Raw genomic sequence first — 25,084 nt, forward strand, 5'->3', positions numbered from 1 at the left:
TGGTTGCGATGCTAATAAAGATACCAGCGCATGGCACGACGGATTACACTACCGGTCCGGTCCTTCGGCTCCGAGGTCGGGACGCCCACGGTCCCGGAGGTTGCAGAATGGCTGAAAGGCATGAGAGGAGCGGAGGCGGACCTCACGACCTACCGGCTCAGCCGCTCGCTCGACGCCCAGGAGGGTGTCGCGGTGCCCGCAGCCGGGGGCGTCTTCTACGGCGAGCGGTGGCGGGAAGCCTTCCTCGGGATGAAGGACGGGGTGCTCGTCGGTGAGCCGGGCGTCGACCCGGCAGTGGTCGCCGGAGACGCGCGCTTCGTCAGGACGAGGCAGAAAGACGCCTGGTTCTCTCTTCCGGCCCCCCACATGCTCCGGTTCCGGGACGGCTACATGGGAGACGCTGAGGAGTTCTCCGAGGCGATTGCGGACGGGTATGCCCGGCTTATGCGGGAGATGCGCGATCAGGGTGTGCGGGGGCATGTCCTGGTTGCGGACGAGGCGGACCCGATCGAACTCGAGATGCTCGCGGGGAGGAAGATCCTCTTCTTCCCCCGGCGTCCGGAGAGGTTCGACCTCGATCTCCTGCTCGAGTACCAGGGCGACCTCATCATCCCGGCAAAAGACCTCAACCGGGCAGGGGACCTGATGGAGCGGTTCCGTGTTAAGAGGATCACCCTCCTCGACCCGGACGCCGGGGACCTTGCGGCCACCGCTACGTTCGCCGACCCGGATATGCTCGAGGTCGGCGGCTACTGCGAGGACGGTTGCCCGGACTACTGGAAACGTCTCATCGACCGGGCTTCTGTTCCGCGATAGACTCCGCGGTCTCCGCCAGACGGCGGTAATGGCGGTTCCGCTTGAAGAGCCAGAAGAGAAAGCGGTCGAGGAGGCTGAACGGAAACGTCCCCCCGGCCGCGTGGGGATGGCCGCCGCCAGAGAACTCCCGGGCGATGAGGTGGCTGATCGGGGGGACGGACCGGATGGAGATGCGGCCGTTTTCGGAGACGATCACCTCGATATCGGTGCCGAGTTCTTCGCGGATGGCGTGAGCGGTCTCGCTCGGGTAGCCGTAGAGGGGGGCGAATGCTATCCGGTATCGGCCATCGGCTATGATGGTGGTCCGCCGGAGGCTCTTTTTGATATCCCGCTCCATCTCCCGGATGATCCGCTCATACTCGCCCTCCACCTTCGCATCGACGATCGTCCCCTGGACGAGGTTGTCGCGGACGTACTCCCGAAAGCCCTTCTGCATCACCACCTGGCCGAGCATCTTCGACCGGGGGTCCTGGTGCTTCCAGAGGTCGTAGTCGCAGACGACCCGTGCGATCTCCGCGGCCACCGGATCACCGTCGGCAAGGTCGCGGGCGACGATCCCGGTCGCACAGGTGGCGACGTCGATGTGGAGGAGGCTTGTCTTCGCATCAACGGCCCGGATCTCCTCGTCCTTCCAGCGATGGTGGTCGCGCCACTCGATCCGCCACCCGTTCGACCGCGCCTTCGCGAGCCGCTGCTCGACGCCCTGTTGGTAGCCGATATCCGATATGCTGAGAAGGTCGCCCCGCCCCGGAGAGCCGGCAACGGCGTCAAGAAGGGAGAGGAACTTGCCGACCGGAGACCAGACGGTGAAGACGTCCCCATACTTCCTCCGGTGGATGGCGTCGCTCCCGACGGCGTCGAGGTCGTTGTGGGTGAGGTGTACGACGGTCTCCGTCCGCCCGGAGAGTGCCTGCATAAGGTTCGCGCCCCGGGTATCCGGTTTCTTATCGCTCCGGTCCATTGTCCAATAGTATCTGCACAGGACGAGATAAAAAGGCGGTTCAGGGCCCCTGCCGTCCTGCCGCCAGGCGAACATAGGATTTATTAGGGACGACAGACAACATTGTAAGGCAGAAGCCCCTGTAGCTCAGACTGGGAGAGCGCCAGACTGAAGATCTGGTTGTCCCCGGTTCAAATCCGGGCGGGGGCACTTCAAGCAACTTTCCTGATGAATTCCTTTGCAGCATGCGGCACGAGCACCTGCGCATACGGCCGATCGTTCTCACAATCTGCCGTCGCGGCCTTTGAGCCCCTGAAAAGACCCTATCTGCCATAACAACAGAGAACATCTGATGCGTATAAAGTTCTGTGGAACCGCCAGTCCTGCCGATATGCAGGCTGCAATCGATGCAGGTTGCGACGCGGTCGGGTTCATCATGGGCGTGACCCACAAGAGCAGCGATGTCGTAACGCCGCCGAAAGCCGCAAGGATGATACGCGAACTCCCGCCGTTCATCGAACCGGTCGCCGTCACCCACCTGCAGGAGACAGAAGACCTCATCAGGCTGGTGAGGGACTCGCACTGCACGACGTTGCAGATCCAGAACACCGTCGAGCCATCCGCGATAGACGTCATCCGCGACGCTCTTTCATATATCAGGATCGTGAAAGCCGTTCACGTGATGGATGAGTCGGCCATCGAGACGGCAAAGCGCTACGAACCCTATGCCGACGCGCTCATCCTCGATACCAGGACGAAGGAGAAGATCGGGGGAACCGGGATCCCGCACGACTGGAACATCAGCGCAAAGATTGTGGCGAACACGGCAATTCCCGTGATACTCGCAGGGGGACTCAGGCCGGAGAACGTCGCGGAGGCCATACGGAAGGTCCGCCCATACGGCGTCGATGTGCATACCGGCGTCAAGAAAGACGGTGTTCGCGATCGCGGGATGACCCTGGCGTTTGCCCGCGAGGCAAGAGGTGCTCTGCCGGGACCGGAGTAATCTGACCGCGCCGGGTCGGGCGGCCGGTTGTGCCGGAACCCATCCTGCCTACCTTTATCTGCGCATGCATCAGACCTACCCCTTGATACCGGAGAGACGCGGGAGACCGATCGCACCATGCACGCAACGACACCTTCGATGCTGACCGTCCCGGAGGCCGCCCATGACGGCTCCGACGAAGCCCTGCTCCTGCTCGATGCCGACAGAAGGGTCGTGCTGGTCAACCGGGCATTTCGCCGTCTCCTCTCGCTGCCTGACGACCGGGACCTCTCAGGGGCGGACGGGATGGCGCTCGTCCGCACCCATATCACACAGCATATCGCCGATCAGGAAGCAGCCGGGACGTTGCTTGCGGCGCTCCGGGCAGGAACGGCGCTCTCGAATCTTGAATGCCCGATCGCCCCCGGCCGGCGGATGGCGTGCTCGATCAGGGTCCCGGATGGTGGGATGGTGGCACTTCTGATCAGCGACATCACGGCGAGGGAGGAGAGCGAGGAGAAGCACCGTCGCCTTGAGCAGGAACTTGCTCACTACCGGGAACTCTTCGACCTCGCCCCCGACGGTTACTTCGTCTGCGACACCGGAGGGGTGATCCTCGACGTAAACAGGGCGGGAGCACGCCTTCTCGGCAGGGAGAGGGAGAGCCTGATCGGGACACCCGGCCAGTCTTACATCGTCCCGGGCTACAGGGAGGTCTGCCGGGACCTCATCGCACGCCTCGATCGCGGTGCCTCCGGTTCCCTGCAGGGGATCGAGGTATGGGTGCAGCCGGCGGCCGGGGAGCCCATCCCCGTCTCCCTCTCGGCCACGGCCGTCCGGGACGAATCAGGAAGTCTTACCGGGGTCCGGTGGCTCGCCCGGGACATCACCCGGAGAATTCAGGTGGACGCGGAGCGGGAGCGGCTGCTCGCCGAGAACCAGTCGCTCGCCGCCGACCTTGCAAAAGAGCGCGACATCCTCCGGACGGTCATGGAGCACACCGACGTCCACCTCGCCTATCTTGACACGGAGTTTCGGTTCGTTCGCGTGAACACGGCCTACGCGAAGGGGTCGGGGCACGCGAAGGAGGAACTTACGGGGCGAAGACACTTCGATCTCTTCCCGAACCCGGAGAACCAGGCGATCTTTGAGCGGGTGCGGGATACCGGAGAAGCGTTCAGAATTTACGCAAAGCCGTTTGTATACGAGAAGCAGCCTGAACGCGGGATGACCTACTGGGACTGGAGCCTCGTCCCGGTGAAGGGTGCAACCGGAGACGTTCAGGGGATGATCCTCTCGCTTGCCGACGTTACGGAGCGGATACGCGCAGAGGAGGCAGTCCGCACCCGGAACAAGAGGCTTGCCGTCCTGAACGCGGTCATCACGGCGTCGGCATCCGCGTTCACCCTGGACGAACTGCTGAATAACGCACTCGATGCGGTCCTCGATAACCTCTGGTTCGACGTCGGGCTGGTCTACATGCTGGAGGGGGAAGAGCATGGGCAGGCCGTCGCCCGGTGCCACCGGAAGGTCTCCGGGTTCACCCTGATGCATAACCAGACCCTCGACGCCCGCAACCGGCCTTACAACCGGGTCTTCATCGCCGGCCGGCCCTGGTTCGTCGAGGGGGCGGAGGATGCCGAGAGCCGGGACCTGGACATACTCGCGGACTTCGGCGTCGCCTCCCTCGCCTTCATCCCGCTCGTCGCCGAGTCCTCCGTCGTCGGGGCGCTCGTGCTCGGGAGCACCGGAAGACAGGATATCCCGAAGGAGATCCGGCGGAGCCTTGAGGCGGTCGGCCGGGGGATCGGGGTCGGGGTTCTCCGGGGGATGCTGTACTCCCGGCTCGATGCAGCGAACCGGGAGGCGAACCTCTACCTCGATATACTCACCCACGACATCCGGAACGCCGATAATGTCGCGAACATCTACGCCGACCTCCTCAACGAGATGCTTACCGGGCAGGAGCGCGAGCACCTGCAGAAACTCCGGGCGAGCATCAGAAAGAGTATCGAGATCACGACGAACGTCGCGATGATCCGAAAGATTCGCGAGAGCAGGACGGAGCTTGTCCCGGTCGATCTCGACAATGTGATCCGAAGAGAGATCGCCCACTTCCCTGACGCCCGCATCACCTACGAGGGGCTGCCGGTGGAGGTCTGCGCCGACGGCCTCCTGCCCGAGGTCTTCACGAACCTCATCGGCAACAGCGTCAGGTACGGCGGGCCGGATGTCGAGATCACCATAACCGTCGAGGACGCCGGAGAAGAGGGAATGATCCTGGTTACCGTCGCCGATACCGGCCCAGGGATCCCCGATTTCGCGAAGGAGGCGATATTCTCCCGGTTCGGGCAAGAAGGGCGGGGAGGCGCCCGCGGCCTCGGGCTCTCGATCTGCCGGATGCTGCTTGCCCGCTACGGCGGGAAGATCTGAGTCGATGACCGGGTGGCGGGCGCCACGGATGCGGGGGCGGCGTTCCGGTTCACCCTCCGGAGGGCCGGCGGCGAGCCGGGTGAAGAGATGGTGTAGGGCGCCGCCGGTCCTCGCACCCTGCGGTCGTTAAAAAAAGTATTCACCGGGCCGGCACCGCTGCCATGCCCTTCTCCACCCGCCGGGCCATCTCCTGCTTGACCCTCCGGATGTTCTCCGCCTGGTCGCGCTCTGTAAGGTTCGGGCCCGCTTTGGAGACGATCTCCTCGCTCGGGACACCCTTTGCGTTCATGACGCGCTGGTAGCCGAAACTCGCCCAGTCGTCGGGGAGATCGCGCATCCGCATGTACTCCATATTGTTCGGCGCAAGGTCGAGCTGGTTGTCGAGGACGCTGTTGACGTAGTCCTTGTTCTCTTCAAAGACGACCAGGGGCCCGATGGCGTCGGCCTTCATGACGTCCCGGATCTCGCGGCCCTCGACCTGCTTCATGAGCCGGGCGCACTCGTTGAAGTGCGCGATCTCCATCTTCATGAAACTCTCCCAGATGCCCCTGATCCTCGGATCGTTCTCCTGCTGTGCAAAGGAATAGTAGAGGTAAGCCTCGTTGAGTTCCGTCATCGCCATCTTCTCAAGCATCGTCTCGTTCGGGTCGCCGAGAAGCCCGTACTGCGTGACGTGCTGCTCCTCGATCTCCGCGATCTCGGCATACAGTTGCCGTGCGATCTCGTCGGGGTACATGAACCCGTGTGCCCGGTAGTAGAGCATCGTCTGCTGCTCGCCTGCGGTGATCGTGATGTAGTTCATCTTCGTCTTGATGTCGGCCGTCTCCTTGTCGTAGTGCTTGCGCATCGAGTCGAAGGGGTGGCGATGCTCGATGCTCGTCGGCCGGCCGGGTTTCACCTCGGTCCTGCCCTGGACGATCATCTCGGAGTCGCCGCCCTCGATGTAGTCGTAGAGGCAGCTGTAGCGGTAGAGGTGGTCGAAGTCTTCAAGCAGCGCAAAGTCCAGCGTCTGCTTCACGTAGGGGTCCGGCTCGTTCTGCGCCAGGTTCGCGGTGAGGTCGACCGCTACCTGCTCGTAGCCGAGGGTGGTCTCGATGACCGACTGGTCCGCCGGGTTGAGCCAGTTGACCGCCACCTGCTGCTGGGAGTCGATCCGCCGCATCAGGGCCATCGACTTCTTCACCCCGGGGTCCGGGTGCATCCGCTCGATCGCGTGCGACATCAGGACGGCGTTGTTCTCGATCCCGTTCATGAGGATGATCCGGGTCCGCGTGTAGGCGTCGACCGTCTTCTTATCGTACGGGGCCGGGGTCATATCCTTCCAGTTCAGGGGCTGCTCCTCGAGCGGCATGCCCTCCATATCAAACGGTTTAAACTGGGCCATTTCATCTTCCTCCATATCCCCCGCTAACTCGTCGGTACGGGTATCTCCGGCAGTATGGCGGCACAGGCGGTGAACCTCCCGGGCTCACCCCGCACCCCGGAGATCCAGGGGTTCCCCACCATACCGGCCGCACCACAAAAACCTAACGGCCGGAAGGATAAGACAGGAAAACCGGGTTTCCGTGTCTGCTTCGGCAATAGTGCCCACGATCCCAATGGATTATCCAGCACAGGACTGTCCCGAAGCGCCGGGAGACCACAAAGTGTATGCTACCAGAGTGCAGCTGAAGGATTATGCAGGGCGGTCGTCGCCGACGGGGGCGCCGAACCGGTAGGCCCCCTCGGGCACCGCGATCTCAAACCGTGCACCCCGGCCCTCTTCGCCCGTCTCGGTGACGGTTATCCCGGTTATCGAGAGGATCTCCCGTATCAGGAAGAGCCCGAACCCCGTGTTCTTCCCGAATCCTCTCCGGAATATCAACTCCTTCTCGCCGCCGGGGATCCCGATGCCGTCGTCCTGGACGGTGATGATCCCGGTCGTGCCCTCGACCCGGAACGAGACCTGGATCTCGTTCACCCGCCCGCCATGCCGGACCGCGTTCTCGAAGAGGTTGGCAAAGGCCATCTCGACCATCGGATCGGCATAGATCTCGAGCCTCCCCGTCTCGACCCGGAGGTCGAGGGCGTTCAGGCCGGGGAGGTCCGCCGCCGCCCGCACCACGGTATCGATCCGCCACCATCGTGGAGCCTTCGTCCCCATATCCTCGTAGTCCCGGGCGAACGCAATCTGACGCTGGATCATCTCCATCGTCATCGCAATCCGGCGCAGATACTCCTGCGCCTTCGGGTCGGGCGGTATAAAGTCCTTCAGGAACTCCAGGTAGCCCGCAGCCCCGGTGACCTGGTTGAGGATGTCATGATGGGTGAGGCCGGAGAGGAGGCGGAGTTTTCGGTTCGCCTGCTGCAGGGCGGCCTCAGCACGTTTCCGTTCGGTGACATCCCGCAGGGTGACGAAGAGGACCGCGTGTCCGCGCACGTTCAGTGCCGTTACGAAGACGTCGGCGTCGATCAGGTCTCCATCCCCTCTTCGGAACCGCCAGGAACACGACTGCGGCGTCCCGAATGCTGCCTCGAGAGTCTCCTGCACCGCATCGGCAAAGGACCGGCCATCGGGCTGGTGCACGGAGGAGAGATCCGCCAGCGCCTGCCCGACGATCCCCTCCCGGGGGCGGCCCAGCATCATGGACGCCCGTTCATTGCAGTCCATGACCCTCCCGGCCACCGCGAGGAGAATCCCGTCCGAAGACCCTTCAAAGAGCATCCGGTACTTCTCCTCGCTCTCGCGGAGCTCCGTCTCCACCCTCTGCCGCTGCAGGGCGATGGATGTCTGGTGGATGAACGTGGAGACCCGTTTCGACCGTCTGAGCGTCATCCCCGGGGGAAGGAGGATGTGCGCCGACCCAAAGAGTTCTCCCTCCCACCAGAACCCGATGCCGTAGATCTTTCCGCCAGAATACAGCGCCTCAATCCTCAAAATAAGGTCGGGCGGCAACTCCCTGTGCGACGCCTCCGTCGTGCCGCGCGGGATCTCGGCAAGGCTGCCGGAGATCTTCGAGGGCGCCCGGAAGGTAAGAGCCTCGGGTCGCCGGGCCCGGATATCGTCAACCACCGCCAGGAACGATTCCGGTCCCCCGGCAGCACGGATGGTCAGGGTCCCGGCATCCGCATCGATCGAACTGACGGTGTTTCCCGAGCCCGGGAAGAGTTCGACGAGACGGTCGCTGATGTAGCGGTAGATATCGGTCTTTGCCGACATCCTGACATAATCGGTCGCTGTATTGGAGAGGAACTCAAGCGTCTTCACGTACTGCCGGTCGTGCTCTTCTGCCTGCTTCTGCCCGGTGATGTCGATGATAACGCCCCGGACACCCACGGTCTCCCCCCCGCGGGAGATAAGGCTCGAATAGATCATCGCCGGGAACGTGCTGCCGTCTTTGCGGAGCGCTGTATACTCGGCCGCATAACCTCGCGGCCGGGGCCCGGTATGCAGGATGGCCTGGATCCCGTTCCATGCACGGTCCCGCTCGTCGGGCGCGACCGTCGCAAGGACGTTCACTCCGGCCTCCATCTCCTCCGGCGTATACCCAAACGTCTCAAAAGCGCTCTGGTTGGCAAACGTAAACCTTCCGAAGAGATCGAACTCGAAGACCGGCTGCGGGAGCAGGTCCACGAGTTCGCGGAACCGCTGCTCGTCCTCCATCAAGACCGCCCTGCTGCCGTGGTTACGGTTGCCAGACAGGAGAGAGGGCCGGGACACCCCCGCGGAGAGCGCGGCGGGATGGCGGGGAGAGACAAGAAGAGAGAACTCGCGCCCGGGATGATAGGATATCCTATCCCGATGACGGTAACACCACAGAGAACTGCATGGCGACGGGTGTGGTCTCTGATAACGGGATCCAGGATTGTGTGCCTCGTCAGAAGTATATTCTCCCAATTATATTTATAAATATTCCTTCCCAGAATACCCAGTTCTCGCAATAAATTCGATTATCCAGGGGTTCTCAGGGTTGCACGGAGGATTGCCGTCAGCCGGGCAATCGCCCGGGCATACCGGGTTTGGGCCGAGAGCAGACGCCCCCTCCTCCCTCGCAGCAACCAGACCGGGGGAGAGGCGGACTGGCCGGCTCCCCGGGGGGGTACCTCCCCGGTACGAAAGGTTAAGTGTGCCTGCTCAAGAGAGGGGCCCGGATGGTGACCGGCCATCCGATGGCTACCAGACTGCAGGAGGCGAGGACCGTGACAGAGAAACCAGACGACTCTCCCGGCTCCGCAAGGAGGAGCACGAACGAGAGAATGAACGACCGGGAAACCAGGGATGCACCGGGCGGCAGGCTGCCGGCTCTCTCCCGGGAAGGCAGCCGTGACTTCCGTGGCCTCACTACAGACTTCCGGGTCGATATCCTCGACCACAAGACCGAGGTGATCGTTGTTGCAGAACTGCCCGGCGCCGAGGAGGACGCAATCAGGATCAACCTGCTCAACCCGCAGACCCTGCGGATAACGGCAAGGCGGGCCGGGCCGGCCGAGGAAGGACCCACCGGCTACTACATCCGCGAGCGCGGGAACGGCATCATGAGCCGGCTGATACGCCTTCCCGCGAGCGTAACCGACGAAGCCGCGGGGACCAGTTTCAAGAACGGCGTCCTCGAGGTGCGCTTACAGAAGATGAGGAAGCCGCCCGGACGTGAGGGGAAAGAGATCCCCATAGATTGACGGGAGTTGAATCGAGCTCCCGATCCCACATCCGGGCCGCGTAACCCCCGGCCTGACGGCCCGGACCGGATTCAAGGGAGGAGCACGCATCAGTACCAGGCCGCACACCCGGCCAACCGGGTCGTCACCACCTGCGGGTGGTAGCAGATGACGCTGTCCCGGGCGGTGATCCTGCCGTTCTTCACCTGATCGACGACGGTGAGATGGTCCAGTACGCCCCGGGGAAGGAGGTAATACTCCCGCACGAACTCCTTCCCCCGTGCTCCCATCTCCGCGGCCTTATCCGGGTGCCGGAGGAGGTGAAGGATCCGATCGGCGGTCTCCTGGATCGTCGATACCAGGTAACCGTTCCAGCCGTCGCGGATCTGGAGTGGTATGCCGCCGACGTTCCCGGCGACGACGGGCTTTCCCTTCCAGAGCCCTTCGGTCACCGTCAGCCCGAACCCCTCTTTTATGGACTTCTGGACGATCACGTCCGACGCCCGCTGGAGCGCGTTGATCTCGCGATGGCTGTCCGGCGGGAGGTCAAGGATATGGATATCGGGGTCGTCCTCGGCCGTCTCGCGGACCTCGCGCAGGACGATGTAACATTCCGGGTCGTCGCACGCCCGGCCGCCGACGAGGACGAGCTGGCAGGGAGTCTTCTGGCGGACCTTCTTGAACGCCTGGATGACGCCGACAGGGTCCTTGAAGACATCGTAGCGGGAGACCTGGGTGACGATGGGTTTCGCCGGGTCGATACCGTACTTCGCAAGGGTGGCGTCGATCTCGGCAGCGGGGAGGTCGCGGTTCTTCTCGGACAGAGGGTCGATGAACGGCGGGATGATGAAACTCGGCACGCTCCAGAGGGGGAGGTAGAGGAAACTGGAGAATATGCTTGCGTGGTACTTCTCGACCAGCCGCCGTAAGATGTTGCCGATGCTCCCCACGGTCCCGGTGGGGACCGTCTCCAGCTGGACATGGCATCGCCAGAGCAGCCTCTTTCGCTCGAGTTCCCGGGCCGTCAGGAACTCGACGAGGCCGAGCGGCTGGGGGTCGTGGACGGTCACGACATCGGCATCATCCTCGATCAGCCCTTCATTCTGCCGCTGGGCCTCCCAGTAGGTCTCGACCATCGCCGGCGAGAACCCGTTCCGTCCCTGGAGGAAGTTATGGAGCGTCTTCGTGACGTCGAAGAACGCCGGTTCGGCCTCCATGATGCTCCATACCGTCTCAATGCCGAGAGCGTTCAAGAAAGGGACGTAGGATATCAGGATCTCAGCGACGCCGCCGCCGTAACGGGTCGAGTTGATCTCCTGCAGCCGGATGCCCGAGAGGCGATCGGCAAGTTCCTCTATCGCCGAAAATTGCTCCTGCCCCACGATCTGCCGGTACTCCTTGAGAGACGGGCATCCGGGGAGATCCGTGACGATCATCGGAGAATCACTCTCCGGTAATACACCCCCGGCCGATAAAATGCCTTTCGGTGGGGGCGGGCGGACCGCAGGGGGAGGAAGCCGATGCGGCTTCGTCACCGTACCGGCCGGTGCCCTCCCGTCACACACCTGCCCGGGGTTACCTGCCCCGGAGACGGGATGCCGGCGGGGATACAGTCGAGAAGAGGTTAGCCGCTCCGGATCTGCGGTGTGCAGTGAGCGTCGTCGTCCGTGCGAGAAGAGGCATCCGGGGGAAGCGCTCTCTCCAGGGCCGTCTTCAACTCGGCAAGCGAGATGGGCTTCTCAAGGACACCGACAATATCGTCCGCGTACCGTGAATACTCCTCGGGCCAGACATGTTTCGCGGTAAAGAGCAGGACCGGGATATCCTTGAGTTCTTCATTCCGCTTCAGTTCTTCCAGGAACTGCCACCCGTCGATAGGAGACATCATCACGTCAAGGATGATGAGCGCAGGCTTCTCCTTCTTGAGCATCCGCAGGGCATCCCAACCGTTGTGAACCAGAAGCGGTTCGCGGTTGATCTTCTTGAGCAGAAGCTCCATTACTTCCAGCGTTGGCAGGTCGTCGTCGACGACCATAATCGCATTTCCCACTGTTCATACCTCCCTTGGTATTCTGATGGTGAAGGTGCTCCCCTCGCCCACCACACTTGTCACCGTTATCTCCCCTCCGTGCAACTGGACATATTTATTCGCGATCGCAAGCCCCAGGCCCGTTTTCCCGGATTTGCGGTTCTGCTGTTCGATGCCTCCGGTGTAGAACGGCCTAAAGATCGATCCGATGATATCCCCGGGGATACCGATGCCATTATCGCACACCATTATATAATGGTTGTTATTTGATTCCGCATAGCGGATCCATACTTTCTTAGGCAGCTCATTATACTTAACCGCATTCGATACCAGGCTCTCGACCGCCAGGCAAAGCCGAACGGGATCTCCCCAGATATGGGCATTCACCGGGATCTCGTTCTCGATCTCTGCCTCCCGGCCGTATCCGCCGTCCGTGATGATGCCATCGACGAACGGGCGGAGTGGTACGTCCTGAATGGCAAGCTCGACGTGGTCCATCGTGACCAGGCTCAACTCGACCATCCTCTCGACCACCGCCTGCTCCTGCTTCGCGCACTCGATGCAGGTCCTGAGGCACCTCTCGGTCTCGGCCGTCAGGCCATAACATTCGGGATCGTCGGCGATCATGCAGAGGTAGCCGATGAGCGGCTGAAGCGGCGTGCGCAGTTCGTGGGAGAGGGTGGCGACGAGCCCTTTCCACTGGTCGACCTCCCAGGCCATCTGCCTGCAGGCAAGCCGTTGCCGCCGCATCTCGGTGTTGTCCCGCGCCGATCCGACAACACCGATCAGGGCCCCGTCCGCACCGGCATACGGGGCGAGTGTGACGGAGTAAGTATGGCAAACGCCCCCGATCTCGATGTCGAGATCGTACCGGGCATTCTTGCGTTCACGAACCACGCTATGGACCCGTTCCATATGCTGCACAGCAAGGTCGGCGGGCAGGAGAGCATCCACGCCCCGCCCGACGAGGTCGTCGGGAGAGACATGATGTTCGGAGGCACGCAGCCAGGAGAAGTGGAGGATACGCCCTTGTGGATCCTGCATGAAGAAGATGTCGTTTGACTGGTGGATGAGTTCCGTCAGGCGCCCGTTCGACCGGACGAGGTCTTCACGCTCGTTCTGGAGCATGCCGGCATCCGCAATCGTGCACTCGAAGAGGTTCTCGGGGACCAGCTTCCGGCAGGAGATGAAGACCGGGCGGACATCCCCGTTCCGTGCCCGGAGGGTCATCCCCATACTCCCGATATAGCCTTCCCGCTCCATCTCCTCGGTAAACCGGACTTTATAGGTCACATCTGCCCAGAAGAACTCTACCGGGACGCCGATGAGTTCCTGGGGGGCATAACCGAGTATATCGGCGCACCGTCTGCTGACGCAGAGTAACTGGAGGGTCTTTGGGTCGCAGAGAAACTTTGCATCGTGGGAGTTCTCGACAAGTTGCCTGTATCGGGAGAAGGCCAGGCGGGAGTCATGGGAGAAGAGCGTTGTGGCCCCAAAGACCCAGAAGAAGATCATCGAGTGCAGCCCCGTCATCACCGGGTCGATGATGAAGCCGAGGGTCGACTGGAATACCCGGATGAACACGAACCCCAGAACCAGCAATACCGTCACCGGAAGCGCCTGCCGGGGGAACCAGAGAGCGGCAAAGAGGATAGGGATGCAATAGATCAGGGGGCAAACAGGGTGAGCGTTAGCCGGTTCTACCGCTGTCAGCATGAATGATATCAACGAGAATGATACCAATACGATCATCTTGACGATATCGGTTCCGGTGAAGAGATCTTTCCGGAAAAGGCCTGCAAGACACCGGTTTAAGGGCATGGAAGGTACAGAGAGTATTCTGAAATAAGCATATATACTATTCGGAATGCTTCAAGATAGGTAAATATAATTTACTCAAATGAAAAATATCCCCCGGCCTTTGGAAGATAAATGCGGAATATTTCCGGCCCAAAAAGAGGGAGGCAAGGGCCAGGACGGATCCTGCACCGGACCAGGGGAGAGCATATATGAAGATCGTCGTGCAACCCTACAATATGCGCCCGTTTGTCTTCATCAACATCGCCATGAGCGCTGACGGGAAGATCTCAACGAAGGAGCGGCGGCAGGTGAGAATCTCAGGAAACGAGGACTTCTCACGGGTCGACCGGATCAAGGCGGAGAGCGATGCCATCATGGTCGGCATCGGCACCGTGCTCGCGGATAATCCCTCACTCACCGTCAAGTCCCCGGAACTCCGGGCCGGACGGATATCGGCCGGGAAGGACGAGCACCCCATCCGCGTCGTGGTGGATAGTCTGGGACGGATCCCGCTTGATGCCGATATTCTCCACAAAGGGACCGGAAGGCGTATCATCGCCGTCTCACGCGAGGCACCCCATAAGCAGGTGGAAGAACTCGGGCAATATGCCACCGTCGTCGTCGCCGGCGACGAGACCGTCGATCTTTGCACCCTGCTTGAGGAGCTGTACCGGCAGGGCGTCCGGCGCCTGATGGTCGAGGGAGGCGGAACCCTGGTCTGGGGACTGTTTGCGCAGGGGCTCGTCGACGAACTCCAGACGTTCGTCGGCAACATCGTCATCGGCGGGAAGGACGCACCCACCCCTGCCGACGGCACCGGCTTTCTCCGGGAGGAGGATTTTATGCACCTGCGCCTGATCGAGACCGTCCAGCTCGATGACGGCCTCCTGATACGGTGGAGCGTCGAGAAGAGGTAGAAGAAGATAGCGGCCGGCTGATCGCGTCTAAGAAAATGGGTTGTGGGAGTTACGGGACTTCGACGATCCTGTCTACAACCTTGAAGGTTCCCCCTATGATGAGGGAGGCAGTTATCTCGACCCGGTTCTCTCCTTTTGCATTCTGAATGATCAGCTCGTCGCCGGTGGTCGGCTGCAGGCTGTCGGTGATGACCTCCCCGGTCGACTTGGTCACGCGCACGTCAAGACTCTTTACGAAGTCCCTGCCCGTGCCACCGCGGAAGGCGATATACAGGTCATTCGTGACCCGCGAGGGGAATCCACCCGTGATCTGGAACTCAATCTCCTTTCCCGGCGGCATCGTCTGCGTCGGGCCGGGCGTCAGTGATACTGACGATCCGGGACCGGGCGTTGCCGTTACGGCCGGAGTCTCTGTCGGGGACGGCCCGACATCGCTGCTGGTGCCTGTACAGGCTGCGCTGAGCGAAAACGCGAGCAGGAGAACCGTCAGAGCGGATAGCAACCTGAAGTTCATAAACCAATCATACACACCATCGTATTTCATCCTTTCGCCATGTTCGCGGCTTATCCCGGGACGCACAGCACAAATAATCGATCTCGCTGCCGGACGGGGGCGGACAGCGTGACGGTACCCGGCCACTGGATGACGTCGCAGATCGGTCCGGCCAATAGAAAGTTTTATATTTGTAGGAAGGAACCTTCTATCCACAAACACAGGTGCAACAATGAACCTACGAAGACCGAATGCCAGCGACGCAACCGGGACGAGCAACCGCTCCCGGGACGTCGTCCCCATGTCCGGCATCTGCAGCCGGTGCGTCGACGGCTGCAAGGGATCCTGCGAGATCTGGCTCTCTTCCTTCCGGGGCAGGGAAGTCCTCTATCCCGGCCCCTACGGTGAGATCACTGCCGGTGCGGACAAGAACTATCCGGTCGACTTCTCGCACCTGAACATCCAGGGTTATGCGAGGGGCGCAAAGGGACTGCCGGAGGGTGTCGAAGCGGACCCGGACACCGCGTTGTTCCCTGACGTCGATACCAGGACGGAGTATGGATGGGGCATCAAGGTCCCGATGCGGGTCCCCATCTTCACCGGGGCGCTCGGATCAACCGAGAGCGCCCGGGCAAACTGGGAGCACTTCGCCATCGGCGCCGCCTTATCGGGGATCACCCTCGTCTGCGGAGAGAACGTCTGCGGCGTCGACCCCGGGCTGGAACTCGGCCACGACGGCAAGGTCAGCAGGTCGCCTGAGATGGATCGCCGTATCGAGACTTACCGGCAGTTCCACGACAGGTACGGCGAACTCCTGGTGCAGATGAACGTGGAGGACACACGGCTCGGGACCGCCGAGTACGTCTCGTCGAAGCACAACCTGGAGACGATCGAGTTGAAGTGGGGCCAGGGTGCAAAGTGCATCGGCGGCGAGATCAAGGTCGGCAGCCTCGGCCAGGCGAACCAGTTGAAAGATCGCGGCTACATCGTCCTCCCGGACCCGGACAGTCACGAGGTGCAGGCGGCATTCCGCGACGGCGCCCTGAAGGAGTTTGAGCGGCACTCCCGTCTCGGCTTCGTCACCCGGGAAGGGTTCCTTGAGGAGGTCGACCGGCTGCGCGATATCGGGTTCAAACGGGTCACTCTCAAGACCGGCGCCTACTCGGCCGTCGAACTTGCGATGGCGATCCGGTACGGGGCTGAGGCGAAGATTGACCTCCTCACCATCGACGGGGCGCCCGGCGGCACCGGGATGAGCCCCTGGCCGATGATGAACGAGTGGGGCATCCCGACCTTCTACATCGAGTCCCTCGCCTACCAGTTCGCCGGGCGGCTCCGGGAACGGGGCATCCGGGTCCCGGACATCGCCATCGCCGGCGGGTTTGCGGACGAGGCAAACGTCTTCAAGGCGCTTGCCATGGGGAGCCCCTACGTCAGGGCCGTCTGCATGGGCCGGGCTCTCATGATCCCCGGGATGGTCGGGAAGAACATCGCAAAATGGCTCGAAGCAGGCGAACTCCCCAAGACCGTCTCGAAGTACGGCCGGACCAGGGAGGAGATCTTCGTCTGCTACGAGCAGCTCAAGGAGAGGTACCCCGACCGGATCGACGAGATCCCGCTCGGAGCGGTGGGGGTCTACACCTATGCCCAGAAGTTCAGGACCGGGCTGCAGCAGATCATGGCCGGAACCCGGAACTTCAGCCTCAAGACAGTCGCCCGGAGCGACCTGATGGCCCTGACCGAGGAGGCGGAAGCGGTCTCTGGTATCCCGTACGTCATGCGGGCCTACCGCGACGCTGCCGAGGCGATCCTCGACTCGTGATCCCCAAAGCAGCAGTACCGGCGGACGACGGCCCTCCCCGACGGCTGCACGCCGCGTCCCGAGCGCTGGACCGGGCGCGGAAAACAGCGCGGGAAGGCGGAAATATTTCCAGCCACCACTTTTTTAAAATTATCTGAGAATCGCGATAATATTTAATGTGAAGAGCGCGTCAGGTGTGCCTGATATATCATGCACATGGATACCAGTCCGACCCTCCTCATCACCGGGGGGGCAGGATTCATCGGGTCGCACCTCGCAACGGAGTTGCTCCAGCACGGCTACCATGTCCGGATCCTCGACAACCTGACACCGCAGGTGCATGGTCCGGAACGGCAGCGGCCCGACCATCTCGATCAACGGGGCGAATTCTTCATCGGAGACATACGGGATTCGCAGCAGTTGCGGGAGGCTCTCGATGGAGTCGATGCCGTCATCCACCTGGCGGCGGTCGTCGGAGAGCGGCCGAGCATGTACCGGATCGAGAAGTACATGAGCGTCAACACCGCCGGCACGGCCACCCTCCTCGAGGCCTTGCTCGATCACCCCGTCAAGCGGCTCATCGTCGCCTCAAGCTGCGCCGTCTACGGCGAAGGGCTGTACTGCTCGTACAACGGCACCGTCTACCCGAAGATCCGGCGCTCCCGGGGAGAGACGGCAAAGGGGAACTGGGAACCCCGGAGCCCCGAAGGGGAGGTGATCTATCCGCTCCCCACGCCGGAGACGAAGGAAGCGTCCCCGCTCTCGATCTACGCCATCTCCAAGTACGACCAGGAGGAGATGTGCAGGATGATCGGCGAGGCGTACGGCATCCGGACGACGATCCTCCGGCTTTTCAACGTCTACGGCCCGCACCAGGGATACGCGAGCCCGTATTCCGGCATGCTGGCCGAGTACGCATCCCGCCTGCTCCAGGATCTTCCCGTCCGCCTCTTTGAGGACGGCTACCAGCAGCGTGACTTCGTGAGCGTCTACGATGCGGCGCGTGCCTTCCGTCTGGCCCTTGAGTCGCCCGGGGCTGCGGGAGGGACGTTCAACATCGGGAGCGGCCGCCCCTACACGTTCCGGACCGTCGCCGATCTTCTTGCGACCATCACCCGGCGCCAGCACCTTGCGCCCGAGGCCACAGGGATCAGCCGGATCGGGGACATCCGCCACTGCGTTGCGGATATCAGCCGGGCCCGGGAGGTCCTCGGCTACGAACCGCAGGTCCCCCTCGAGGCGGGCCTGCTCGACCTGGTCGCCTGGGTTGAAGGGGAGATCGGAGGACGGCCGAAGGCCGCCTCACCCCTCAGGGTGCCGGCATCATCGGGTCTCCGGGTTTAAGGCCGCCCGGAGCCCAACCTTTATTCTTCCGGCCATGCGTATCATTCTTAAATCATGCCTCTCAGCCTGCGCACCTGGGAAGTACGGCTCGGGATCATCCTGGTTGCTTCGTCGGCGGCCATCTACGCCGTAAAGGACCTCCTGCTTGGTGACCCCGCGAACACCTACCAGTATATCTTCAATGCTCTCGGGTTTCTGCCGATCAACGTCCTTCTCGTCACCCTCATCCTGAACCAGCTCCTGAGCGTCCGGGCAAAGCGGGAGAGGCTGGAGAAGATGAACATGGTCATCGGGGCCTTCTTCTCGGAGACAGGGTCCGGGCTCCTCACCTTCCTCTCGGACCGCGACCCGGATCTCGGGAAAGTCCGGCAGGAACTCGTCGTGACGGAGGCCTGGACACCGGAGAGGTTCTCACGCGTGCGCGAACGCCTCCGGCACCACCGCTATGCCGTCGCCGTCGATAGCGCGGACCTGCAGGAACTCTGCCGCTACCTTACCAAACGGCGGGGATTCCTCCTGCGGCTGCTCGAGAACCCCGTCCTCCTGGAGCACGAGTCCTTCACCGACCTCCTCCGGGCGGTCTTCCACCTGACCGAGGAACTCGAACGGCGAAACGACTTCCCCGCGCTCCCAAAGACCGACATCGCTCATCTCACCGCGGACGTCGAGCGGGTATACGGCCGGCTCGTGGGGGAGTGGCTCGGCTACATGGAGTACCTCCAGAAGAACTACCCCTACCTCTTCTCGCTTGCGGTGCGCTCGAATCCCTTTGATGAGACGGCGTCGCCGATTGTGCGGTGAACGACTGCCGCGGTCAGGGGAGGAAGGCCTTCAAACCCCCGGGCTTCCCCTCCCCGCGGCACAATCTATATACCCGCAACCGCGCTACGGCACGGCTGATCACCATGGGCGAATACTCAGTACTCATCGGCGGCAAGGCCGGGGAGGGGATCAACACGGCAGGCCTCTCCATCGCCGCCCTCTTCTCCCGCCTCGGCTACCGCACCTACATGTACTTCGACTATCCCTCGCTCATCCGGGGCGGGCACAACTTCGCGATCATCCGGGCTTCGGAGAGGGCGATCGGCGCCCACCGCACCCCGGTCGACGTCCTCCTTGCCTTCGACCAGAACAGCATCGAGAACCACCGCCAGAGGATCCACGACGGCACGACGGTCATCTACGACTCCTCGCAGGCAGTGAGAGGAGAGGGTTCCGGCCTCCACCTCGATACGATCCTCAAAGAGGAGAAGGCGCCCCGGATCGTCGGGAACTCCGCAATGCTCGGGGCGCTCGCACGGACGGCGGGCATCGGCCGGGATGTCCTCGAGGACGTCCTCCGGGCAACCGTCCCCGCAAAGCACCTGGAGGCAAACCTCCGGGTCGCCGGCCGGGGTTACGACGCCGTGGAGAACGTCTTCACCGTCGAGCCGCTCGACACTCCGGCACTCCCGGTCCTGACGGGAAACGAGATCACCGGGCTCGGGCTCGTCCACGGCGGGCTTGAGTCTTACGTCGCCTACCCGATGACCCCGACATCAAACCTCCTCCACTACCTCGCGGAGCGCGCCGAAGACCTTGCGATCAAGGTCCTCCACCCGGAAAACGAGATCGGCGTCATCCTGATGGCCCTCGGCCTCGCCTACGCCGGCGAGAAGGCGGCGGTCGGGACATCCGGCGGCGGGTTCTGCCTGATGACCGAGGGGCTCTCCCTTGCCGGGATGTCGGAGATCCCCGTGACGATCGTGATGGGGCAACGGCCCGGCCCGAGCACAGGTCTGCCGACCTACACCGCCCAGACCGACCTCCACTTCGTCCTGAACGCAGGCCAGGGGGAGTTCCCCCGGCTCGTCGTCGCCCCCGGCGACCTCGACGAGGCCTACGCCTGGTCGGCGACCGCCCTGATGCTCTCCTGGAAGTACCAGGTGCCCTCGATCATCCTGACCGACAAGACGCTCGCGGAAGGCGCCTTCTCCTTTGATATCGATGCCGTCGCCCCGCATCCCGACCGGGAGCCCCTGCTCTGGGACGGGAGCGGGGAGTATCGCCGGTATGCCCTGACCGAGGGCGGCGTATCGCCGCTCGCCTTCCCGGGGAGGGAAGGTGCCGTCGTCAAGGTGAACAGTTACGTCCACGACGAGGCCGGGATCACCACGGAAGCGGTCGACGAGACGAAGAGGCTGCGCGAGAAGATGCTCCGGAAGGACGAGAGCCTCTCGGCGGAACTCAGCACCTACCCGGTCGTGAGGACCTACGGCGCACGGGATGCCGGGAGGACGATCGTCTGCTGGGGATCGGAGAAGTGGGCGTGCATCGAGGCCGCGGAGGTGTTCGGGGCCCGGGTCGTCCAGCCGCTCGTGCTTGCGCCGTTCCCTGCCCGCACGTGGAAGGAGGCGATGATCGGGGCGGGGAAGGTCGCCTGCGTCGAGAACAACGCCACGGGCCAGCTCGCCCGCCTTCTCCGGCAGCAGGGGTTCGACCCGGGACGGCCGGTCCTGAAGTATGACGGGCGGCCGTTTGCAGTCGACGAACTGGAGGCACGGCTCGGGGAGGTCTTCGCATGAGCCCGGAACAGCCCGCCAGGACGGCAGGAGATCTCATCACCCGGGCCCAGAACACCTGGTGCCCCGGGTGCGGCAACTTCTCGATAGAGCACATGATGAAGTCGGCCATCGCCGAACTCTCGGAGGAGGAGGGGATACCCATCGAGAACTTCGTCCTCCTCGGCGGGATCGGGTGCCACGGTAAACTGGTCGATTACTTGAACGTCAACAGTTTCTACGGCATCCACGGCCGTTCGATCCCGGCGGCCACCGGGATACGCCTGGCAAATCCCGACGTAAAGGTCATCTGCCACGTCGGGGACGGGGATATCTACGCCGAGGGGCTCGACCACCTCATCTTCGCGGCCAAACGGAACAGCGACATCACGGTTGTCGTCCATGATAACCGGGTCTACGGTCTGACGACGGGGCAGTACACACCGACGTCGCCCACCGGCTTTAAGGGCCGGTCCACCCCCGGCGGGATCACGGAGCACCCCATAAACCCGCTCGAGGTGATGCTCGCCGCCGGGGCCACCCATATCGGACGGGGCTACACAAAGAAGGTCCGGCACCTAAAAGACCTCTTCAAGGAGGCAATCATGCACCGGGGGTTCTCGTTCATCGACGTCCTCCAGATCTGCGCGACCTACTTCAACCTGACCGACTACTACAACGAGCACGCCTACGAGATGGGGGAGGGCGAGGTCGAGACGGGGAGGTTCGAGAGCGCTTTAGAGAAGATCCGGGAGTGGGACTACGACCGGGAGGCGCCGATCGCGCTCGGGACGTTCTACTCGGTGAAAAAACCGATCTACGAGGAGCATTTCCAGTCGCTCACCGCCGGGAAGCCGGACAGGAGGGCGTTCGTCCAAAAAGTGCTTCAAGAACGGCGGTGAAGTCCCGGCCGAGATCTTCATAACCCTCCCCGACCACAGGGGCCCCGGACGGGCAGGGTGCCCGGACCACCAGGAGGCGAGACGAGATGAGACGATTGGAAGGGAAGAACGTCCTTATTACCGGCGGCTCGACCGGCATCGGCCGGGCAACGGCGATCCGGTTCGCGAACGAAGGCGCGAACGTCGCCATCAACTACCATGCAAGCGAGACGGAGGCGGAGATCACGCTTGAGGAGGCCCAGAAGACGTGCAGCCTCATCCGCGAGAAGGGGTGCGGGGAGATGCTGGTCCAGGGTGACGTCGCGAACGAAGGGGATGTCAAACGCATCTTTGCAGAGGTCCTCAAGGCATGGGGGCGGCTTGATATCCTGATCAACAACGCAGGCATCCAGGCCGCGAGCCCAACCCACGAGATGGCCATGGACGCCTACGACCGGGTCCTCGCGGTGAACCTCCGGGGCGCGTTCCTCTGCGCCCGCGAGGCGGTGCGGCACTTCCTCGACCGCGGGGGCGGGGGCGTGATCCTCAACAACACATCGATCCATGAGACCATCCCAAAACCGCAGTACGCCCCTTACGCCGCGAGCAAGGCAGGACTCGGATCCCTCGGGAGGACGCTCGCGCTCGAGTACGCCGGACAGGGCATCCGGGTCAACACGGTCGCTCCGGGCGCGATCGCGACCCCGATAAACCAGGAGTGGATGGACGATCCCGAGAAGGAGGCGCTCGTCGCCGGGCACATCCCGATGGGCCGTCCGGGGGAGCCGAAGGAGATCGCCGCTGTCTTTGCCTTTCTCGCTTCCGACGAGGCCGCGTATATCACCGGGCAGACGATATACGTGGACGGCGGGTTGACGCTCTATGCCGACTTCAGGACGCCGTGGTCATCGGGGAGTTGAAGAGCCGGAGAAGGCTTCGAAGGGAGATCTGCCGGGGAATAGTCCGGGCTGCTCCCGGATGCCTGCCTGGAGACCGTACGTGTCACCCGGACCACTTAAACAGATTAATATAATTCTATTTTTATACAATAACCGCCTGAAAAACAGGGCGCCCGGGACAGGGCCTGCTATGGAAGTTCCAGCACAGAGACACCCTCCCTGCCGCCGGGCGATCCTTCGAGGTGAACGGCTCCGTGAGCACCGGGAATGGACTAACAGATGGTCTTTGAGACGAAAGAGAGCCTGACGGATGAAGAGATCCGTCACGGCTTAAAACTCGTCATCCGGGACGGCCTTGCCACCCAGGCAATGGTGACGCTGACCGGCGGCATCTTCCTCGTAGCCTTCGCCCTGCAGCTCGGAGCATCGAACACCGTCATCGGCCTGCTTGCCGCCATCCCGCCACTCGCAGAACTCCTGCAGATACCCTCCATCTACATCGTCGACCGGGTCCGCAAACGAAGGCTGGTGGTCGTCGCGGCATCGCTCGGCGCGCGCCTCTGCTGGATACCCATCATCCTGATACCCTTCTTCCTCTCGCCGGAGCAGGGGGTGTTCGTGCTCATCACGTCAATCGCCCTCTACGCGTCGTTCTCGGCGGTCTCCCACTGCGGCTGGAACTCCTGGATGCGTGACCTGATACCGCAGGACCGGCTCGGGGCCTTCTTCTCCCGTCGCCTCACCCTCTCCACGGTGATTGCGCTCGTCATCAGTCTTGTCGCCGGATTCTTCATCGATTCGTGGGAGATCGTCTTCCCGGACCTCGCGGCCTACGGCTACTCCGTCCTCTTCCTCCTCGGGCTCATCGCCGGGCTTTTCGGTATCACGCTCCTCGTTCGCACGCCCGAACCCCGGATGGTTGTCGAAGACGAGGAGGAAGGGCTGTTCGCCGTGATCAGAAAGCCTTTTGCAGACCTCAACTTCAGAAACCTCATCATCTTCCTGGCCTCGTGGAACTTCGCCGTCAACCTCGCCTCACCGTTCTTCACGGTCTACATGCTGCAGAGGATCGGCCTCGATGTCTCGATCGTCGTCGCCCTCGGTGTTCTCAGCCAGGTCATGAACATCGTCTTCTACCGGTCGTGGGGCAGCGTCGCCGACCGGTTCTCCAACAAGTCGGTCCTCGCCGTGAGCGGCCCGCTGTTTATGCTCGCGATCTTCGCGTGGATGTTCGTCACCCTCCCCGACGTCTACGTCCTGACCTACCCGCTCCTCATCGCCATCCACATCCTGATGGGGGTCTCGCTTGCGGGCGTCTCGCTTGCTTCGGGAAACATCGGCCTGAAGATGGCCCCGAAAGGCCAGGCAACCAGTTATCTTGCATCAAGCACCTTCGCAAACTCGGTCGCCGCCGGCGTCGCCCCGATTCTTGGCGGGCTCTTCGTGGACTTCTTTGCCGAGCGGGAGCTCATATGGACCCTGCTCTGGAGAGACCCGGTGCGGGAACTCGTCTTTGTCACCCTCGACCTCCAGCAGTGGGAGTTCTTCTTCCTCTTCGCCTTCATCCTCGGCCTGTACTCCCTTCACCGCCTGACAGGGGTGCAGGAGGAGGGGGAGGCAAAAGAGCAGCAGGTCGTCGACGAACTTCTCGCGGGGGTCCGGCGGGATATGCGGAACTTCTCCCCGGCGGGAGGTCTGCGGGACCTTGTCAAGTTCCCCTTCTCGTCGATCAGGAATCGCCGGGAGAAACGCCGCCGGGAACCACTGGAAGAAGAAGAGGAAGAAGAAGCGGTTCGGGAGGAGGATGCTCCGGCACCTCCATCTCGGCGCCCATAGCCCCGCCCCGGTGAAGAAGAGCATGGCCGGAATGGGTTACGTCTTCATAGAGGCCGGGGGGAGGCGATGGGTCTCGCCACCATCACGGGACGCTTGAGGAGCGATCGCATGCAGAGCCGTGAAGGTGTTCGAGGGGAATGATTGAAGTCACGAACCGTCTACAGGGTGGCACCATGGATGCCCTCGAAGCCATCCTGACCCGGCGGAGCGTGCGGGAGTACACCGACCACCCGGTCGACCGGGAGACGGTGGACCGGCTCCTCGCCGCCGCGATGCAGGCCCCGTTTGCCGGGAGTGAGCCGCCCTGGCACTTCGTCGTCATCGACGACCCGGAGGTCCTCGCCCGCATCCCGGCGGTCAGCCCCTACGCGGAGATCCGTCAACCCGCGCCGCTCGCAGTCCTCGTATGTGCAGACTTAAGCCTCCCGGAGAGGCCCGAATTTACAGTTCAGGGATGTGCCGCGGCGACGGAGAACCTCCTCCTCGCCGCCCACGCCCTCGGACTCGGTGCGGTCTGGACCGCCGTCTACCCGGAGGCCGACCGGATGCTCGGGTTCACAAACCTCTTCTCGCTTCCGGACGGCGTCGTTCCCTTCGCCCTCGTCACCGTCGGCCGCCCGGCCGCACGCCCTGCCCCGGTTGACCGCTACCGCAAGGACCGGGTCCACCGAAACGCCTGGTGACGCCTCCCTTCGCGGAGGCAGATCCTCATCCCTTATCAGACCGCCCTTCCAA

Annotated in this window: 20 protein-coding genes and 1 tRNA gene; 14 read left to right on the forward strand and 7 right to left on the reverse strand. The window is 62.8% G+C overall.

Features of this window, described 5'->3' with window-relative positions; all coding sequences use genetic code 11:
* The first annotated feature begins 30 nt into the window (after positions 1–30).
* The gene (locus QZ650_RS03775; RefSeq protein WP_292517319.1) at positions 31–816 is read left to right on the forward strand and encodes a hypothetical protein; all 786 of its coding nucleotides are present in this window, start codon (positions 31–33) and stop codon (positions 814–816) included.
* On the opposite strand, the gene QZ650_RS03780 is transcribed toward QZ650_RS03775, so the two are convergent.
* Positions 788–1,777 carry a phosphoesterase gene (locus QZ650_RS03780; RefSeq protein ID WP_292517322.1) on the reverse strand — a complete coding sequence of 330 codons (990 nt, stop codon included), beginning with the start codon at positions 1,775–1,777 and terminating at the stop codon, positions 788–790. The genes QZ650_RS03775 and QZ650_RS03780 overlap by 29 nt on opposite strands.
* A gap of 115 nt (positions 1,778–1,892) precedes the next feature.
* Between QZ650_RS03780 and QZ650_RS03785 the strand changes: the two genes are divergently transcribed.
* The 3 genes from QZ650_RS03785 (at position 1,893) to QZ650_RS03795 (ending at position 5,174) form a co-directional block, all read left to right on the forward strand.
* Positions 1,893–1,966, forward strand: a tRNA-Phe gene (locus QZ650_RS03785).
* Between the two features lie 142 nt (positions 1,967–2,108).
* Complete coding sequence (locus QZ650_RS03790) at positions 2,109–2,762, forward strand: phosphoribosylanthranilate isomerase (protein WP_292517325.1); 654 nt, start codon at positions 2,109–2,111, stop codon at positions 2,760–2,762.
* A 117-nt stretch (positions 2,763–2,879) separates the two neighbouring features.
* Positions 2,880–5,174, forward strand: coding sequence for a PAS domain S-box protein (locus QZ650_RS03795; protein WP_292517328.1), 2,295 nt, complete (start codon positions 2,880–2,882; stop codon positions 5,172–5,174).
* Positions 5,175–5,313: 139 nt separating this feature from the next.
* Here QZ650_RS03795 and QZ650_RS03800 read toward each other — a convergent pair whose 3' ends face one another.
* Both QZ650_RS03800 and QZ650_RS03805 read right to left on the reverse strand, forming a co-directional pair.
* Positions 5,314–6,573, reverse strand: a complete 1,260-nt coding sequence (locus tag QZ650_RS03800; protein WP_292517331.1) for a ferritin-like domain-containing protein — start codon at positions 6,571–6,573, stop codon at positions 5,314–5,316.
* 276 nt (positions 6,574–6,849) lie between these two features.
* Positions 6,850–8,817 (reverse strand): PAS domain-containing sensor histidine kinase, encoded by a 1,968-nt coding sequence (locus tag QZ650_RS03805; protein WP_292517334.1) that lies wholly within the window; start codon positions 8,815–8,817, stop codon positions 6,850–6,852.
* Positions 8,818–9,353: 536 nt separating this feature from the next.
* Between QZ650_RS03805 and QZ650_RS03810 the strand changes: the two genes are divergently transcribed.
* Positions 9,354–9,830: an Hsp20/alpha crystallin family protein gene (locus QZ650_RS03810; RefSeq protein ID WP_292517338.1), complete on the forward strand. Its 477-nt coding sequence runs from the start codon at positions 9,354–9,356 to the stop codon at positions 9,828–9,830.
* 89 nt (positions 9,831–9,919) lie between these two features.
* On the opposite strand, the gene QZ650_RS03815 is transcribed toward QZ650_RS03810, so the two are convergent.
* The 3 genes from QZ650_RS03815 to QZ650_RS03825 form a co-directional block, all read right to left on the reverse strand.
* The gene (locus tag QZ650_RS03815; protein WP_292517341.1) at positions 9,920–11,245 is read right to left on the reverse strand and encodes a glycosyltransferase; all 1,326 of its coding nucleotides are present in this window, start codon (positions 11,243–11,245) and stop codon (positions 9,920–9,922) included.
* A gap of 188 nt (positions 11,246–11,433) precedes the next feature.
* The gene (locus QZ650_RS03820; RefSeq protein WP_292517344.1) at positions 11,434–11,859 is read right to left on the reverse strand and encodes a response regulator; all 426 of its coding nucleotides are present in this window, start codon (positions 11,857–11,859) and stop codon (positions 11,434–11,436) included.
* Between the two features lie 3 nt (positions 11,860–11,862).
* Positions 11,863–13,659 carry a PAS domain-containing sensor histidine kinase gene (locus QZ650_RS03825; RefSeq protein WP_292517347.1) on the reverse strand — a complete coding sequence of 599 codons (1,797 nt, stop codon included), beginning with the start codon at positions 13,657–13,659 and terminating at the stop codon, positions 11,863–11,865.
* Positions 13,660–13,874: 215 nt separating this feature from the next.
* Here QZ650_RS03825 and QZ650_RS03830 point away from each other — a divergent pair, with 215 nt between their 5' ends.
* The gene (locus QZ650_RS03830; protein ID WP_292517429.1) at positions 13,875–14,555 is read left to right on the forward strand and encodes a 2,5-diamino-6-(ribosylamino)-4(3H)-pyrimidinone 5'-phosphate reductase; all 681 of its coding nucleotides are present in this window, start codon (positions 13,875–13,877) and stop codon (positions 14,553–14,555) included.
* Between the two features lie 49 nt (positions 14,556–14,604).
* Here the strand turns inward: QZ650_RS03830 and QZ650_RS03835 are convergent, their stop codons facing one another.
* Positions 14,605–15,069 carry a hypothetical protein gene (locus tag QZ650_RS03835; protein ID WP_292517350.1) on the reverse strand — a complete coding sequence of 155 codons (465 nt, stop codon included), beginning with the start codon at positions 15,067–15,069 and terminating at the stop codon, positions 14,605–14,607.
* Between the two features lie 211 nt (positions 15,070–15,280).
* Here QZ650_RS03835 and QZ650_RS03840 point away from each other — a divergent pair, with 211 nt between their 5' ends.
* From QZ650_RS03840 to QZ650_RS03875, 8 genes are all read left to right on the forward strand, one after another.
* A complete protein-coding gene (locus QZ650_RS03840) occupies positions 15,281–16,870 on the forward strand; it encodes a glutamate synthase-related protein (RefSeq protein WP_292517353.1) in 1,590 nt (529 codons plus the stop codon).
* A 189-nt stretch (positions 16,871–17,059) separates the two neighbouring features.
* A complete protein-coding gene (locus tag QZ650_RS03845) occupies positions 17,060–18,193 on the forward strand; it encodes an NAD(P)-dependent oxidoreductase (RefSeq protein WP_292517356.1) in 1,134 nt (377 codons plus the stop codon).
* Positions 18,194–18,247: 54 nt separating this feature from the next.
* The gene (locus QZ650_RS03850; protein WP_292517359.1) at positions 18,248–18,994 is read left to right on the forward strand and encodes a hypothetical protein; all 747 of its coding nucleotides are present in this window, start codon (positions 18,248–18,250) and stop codon (positions 18,992–18,994) included.
* Positions 18,995–19,098: 104 nt separating this feature from the next.
* Positions 19,099–20,757, forward strand: a complete 1,659-nt coding sequence (locus QZ650_RS03855) for a 2-oxoacid:acceptor oxidoreductase subunit alpha (RefSeq protein ID WP_292517362.1) — start codon at positions 19,099–19,101, stop codon at positions 20,755–20,757.
* Positions 20,754–21,635, forward strand: a complete 882-nt coding sequence (locus tag QZ650_RS03860; RefSeq protein WP_292517365.1) for a thiamine pyrophosphate-dependent enzyme — start codon at positions 20,754–20,756, stop codon at positions 21,633–21,635. Before QZ650_RS03855 ends, QZ650_RS03860 begins: the two co-directional genes overlap by 4 nt.
* Positions 21,636–21,721: 86 nt before the next feature.
* Entirely contained in the window at positions 21,722–22,534 is an 813-nt protein-coding gene (locus QZ650_RS03865; RefSeq protein ID WP_292517367.1) for a glucose 1-dehydrogenase, read from the forward strand.
* A 258-nt stretch (positions 22,535–22,792) separates the two neighbouring features.
* Positions 22,793–24,349, forward strand: coding sequence for an MFS transporter (locus QZ650_RS03870; protein ID WP_292517370.1), 1,557 nt, complete (start codon positions 22,793–22,795; stop codon positions 24,347–24,349).
* Between the two features lie 137 nt (positions 24,350–24,486).
* Entirely contained in the window at positions 24,487–25,032 is a 546-nt protein-coding gene (locus tag QZ650_RS03875) for a nitroreductase family protein (protein WP_292517373.1), read from the forward strand.
* Positions 25,033–25,084 lie beyond the last annotated feature (52 nt).

It is taken from the genome of Methanoculleus sp. (assembly GCF_020696975.1).
GTDB lineage: Archaea > Halobacteriota > Methanomicrobia > Methanomicrobiales > Methanoculleaceae > Methanoculleus.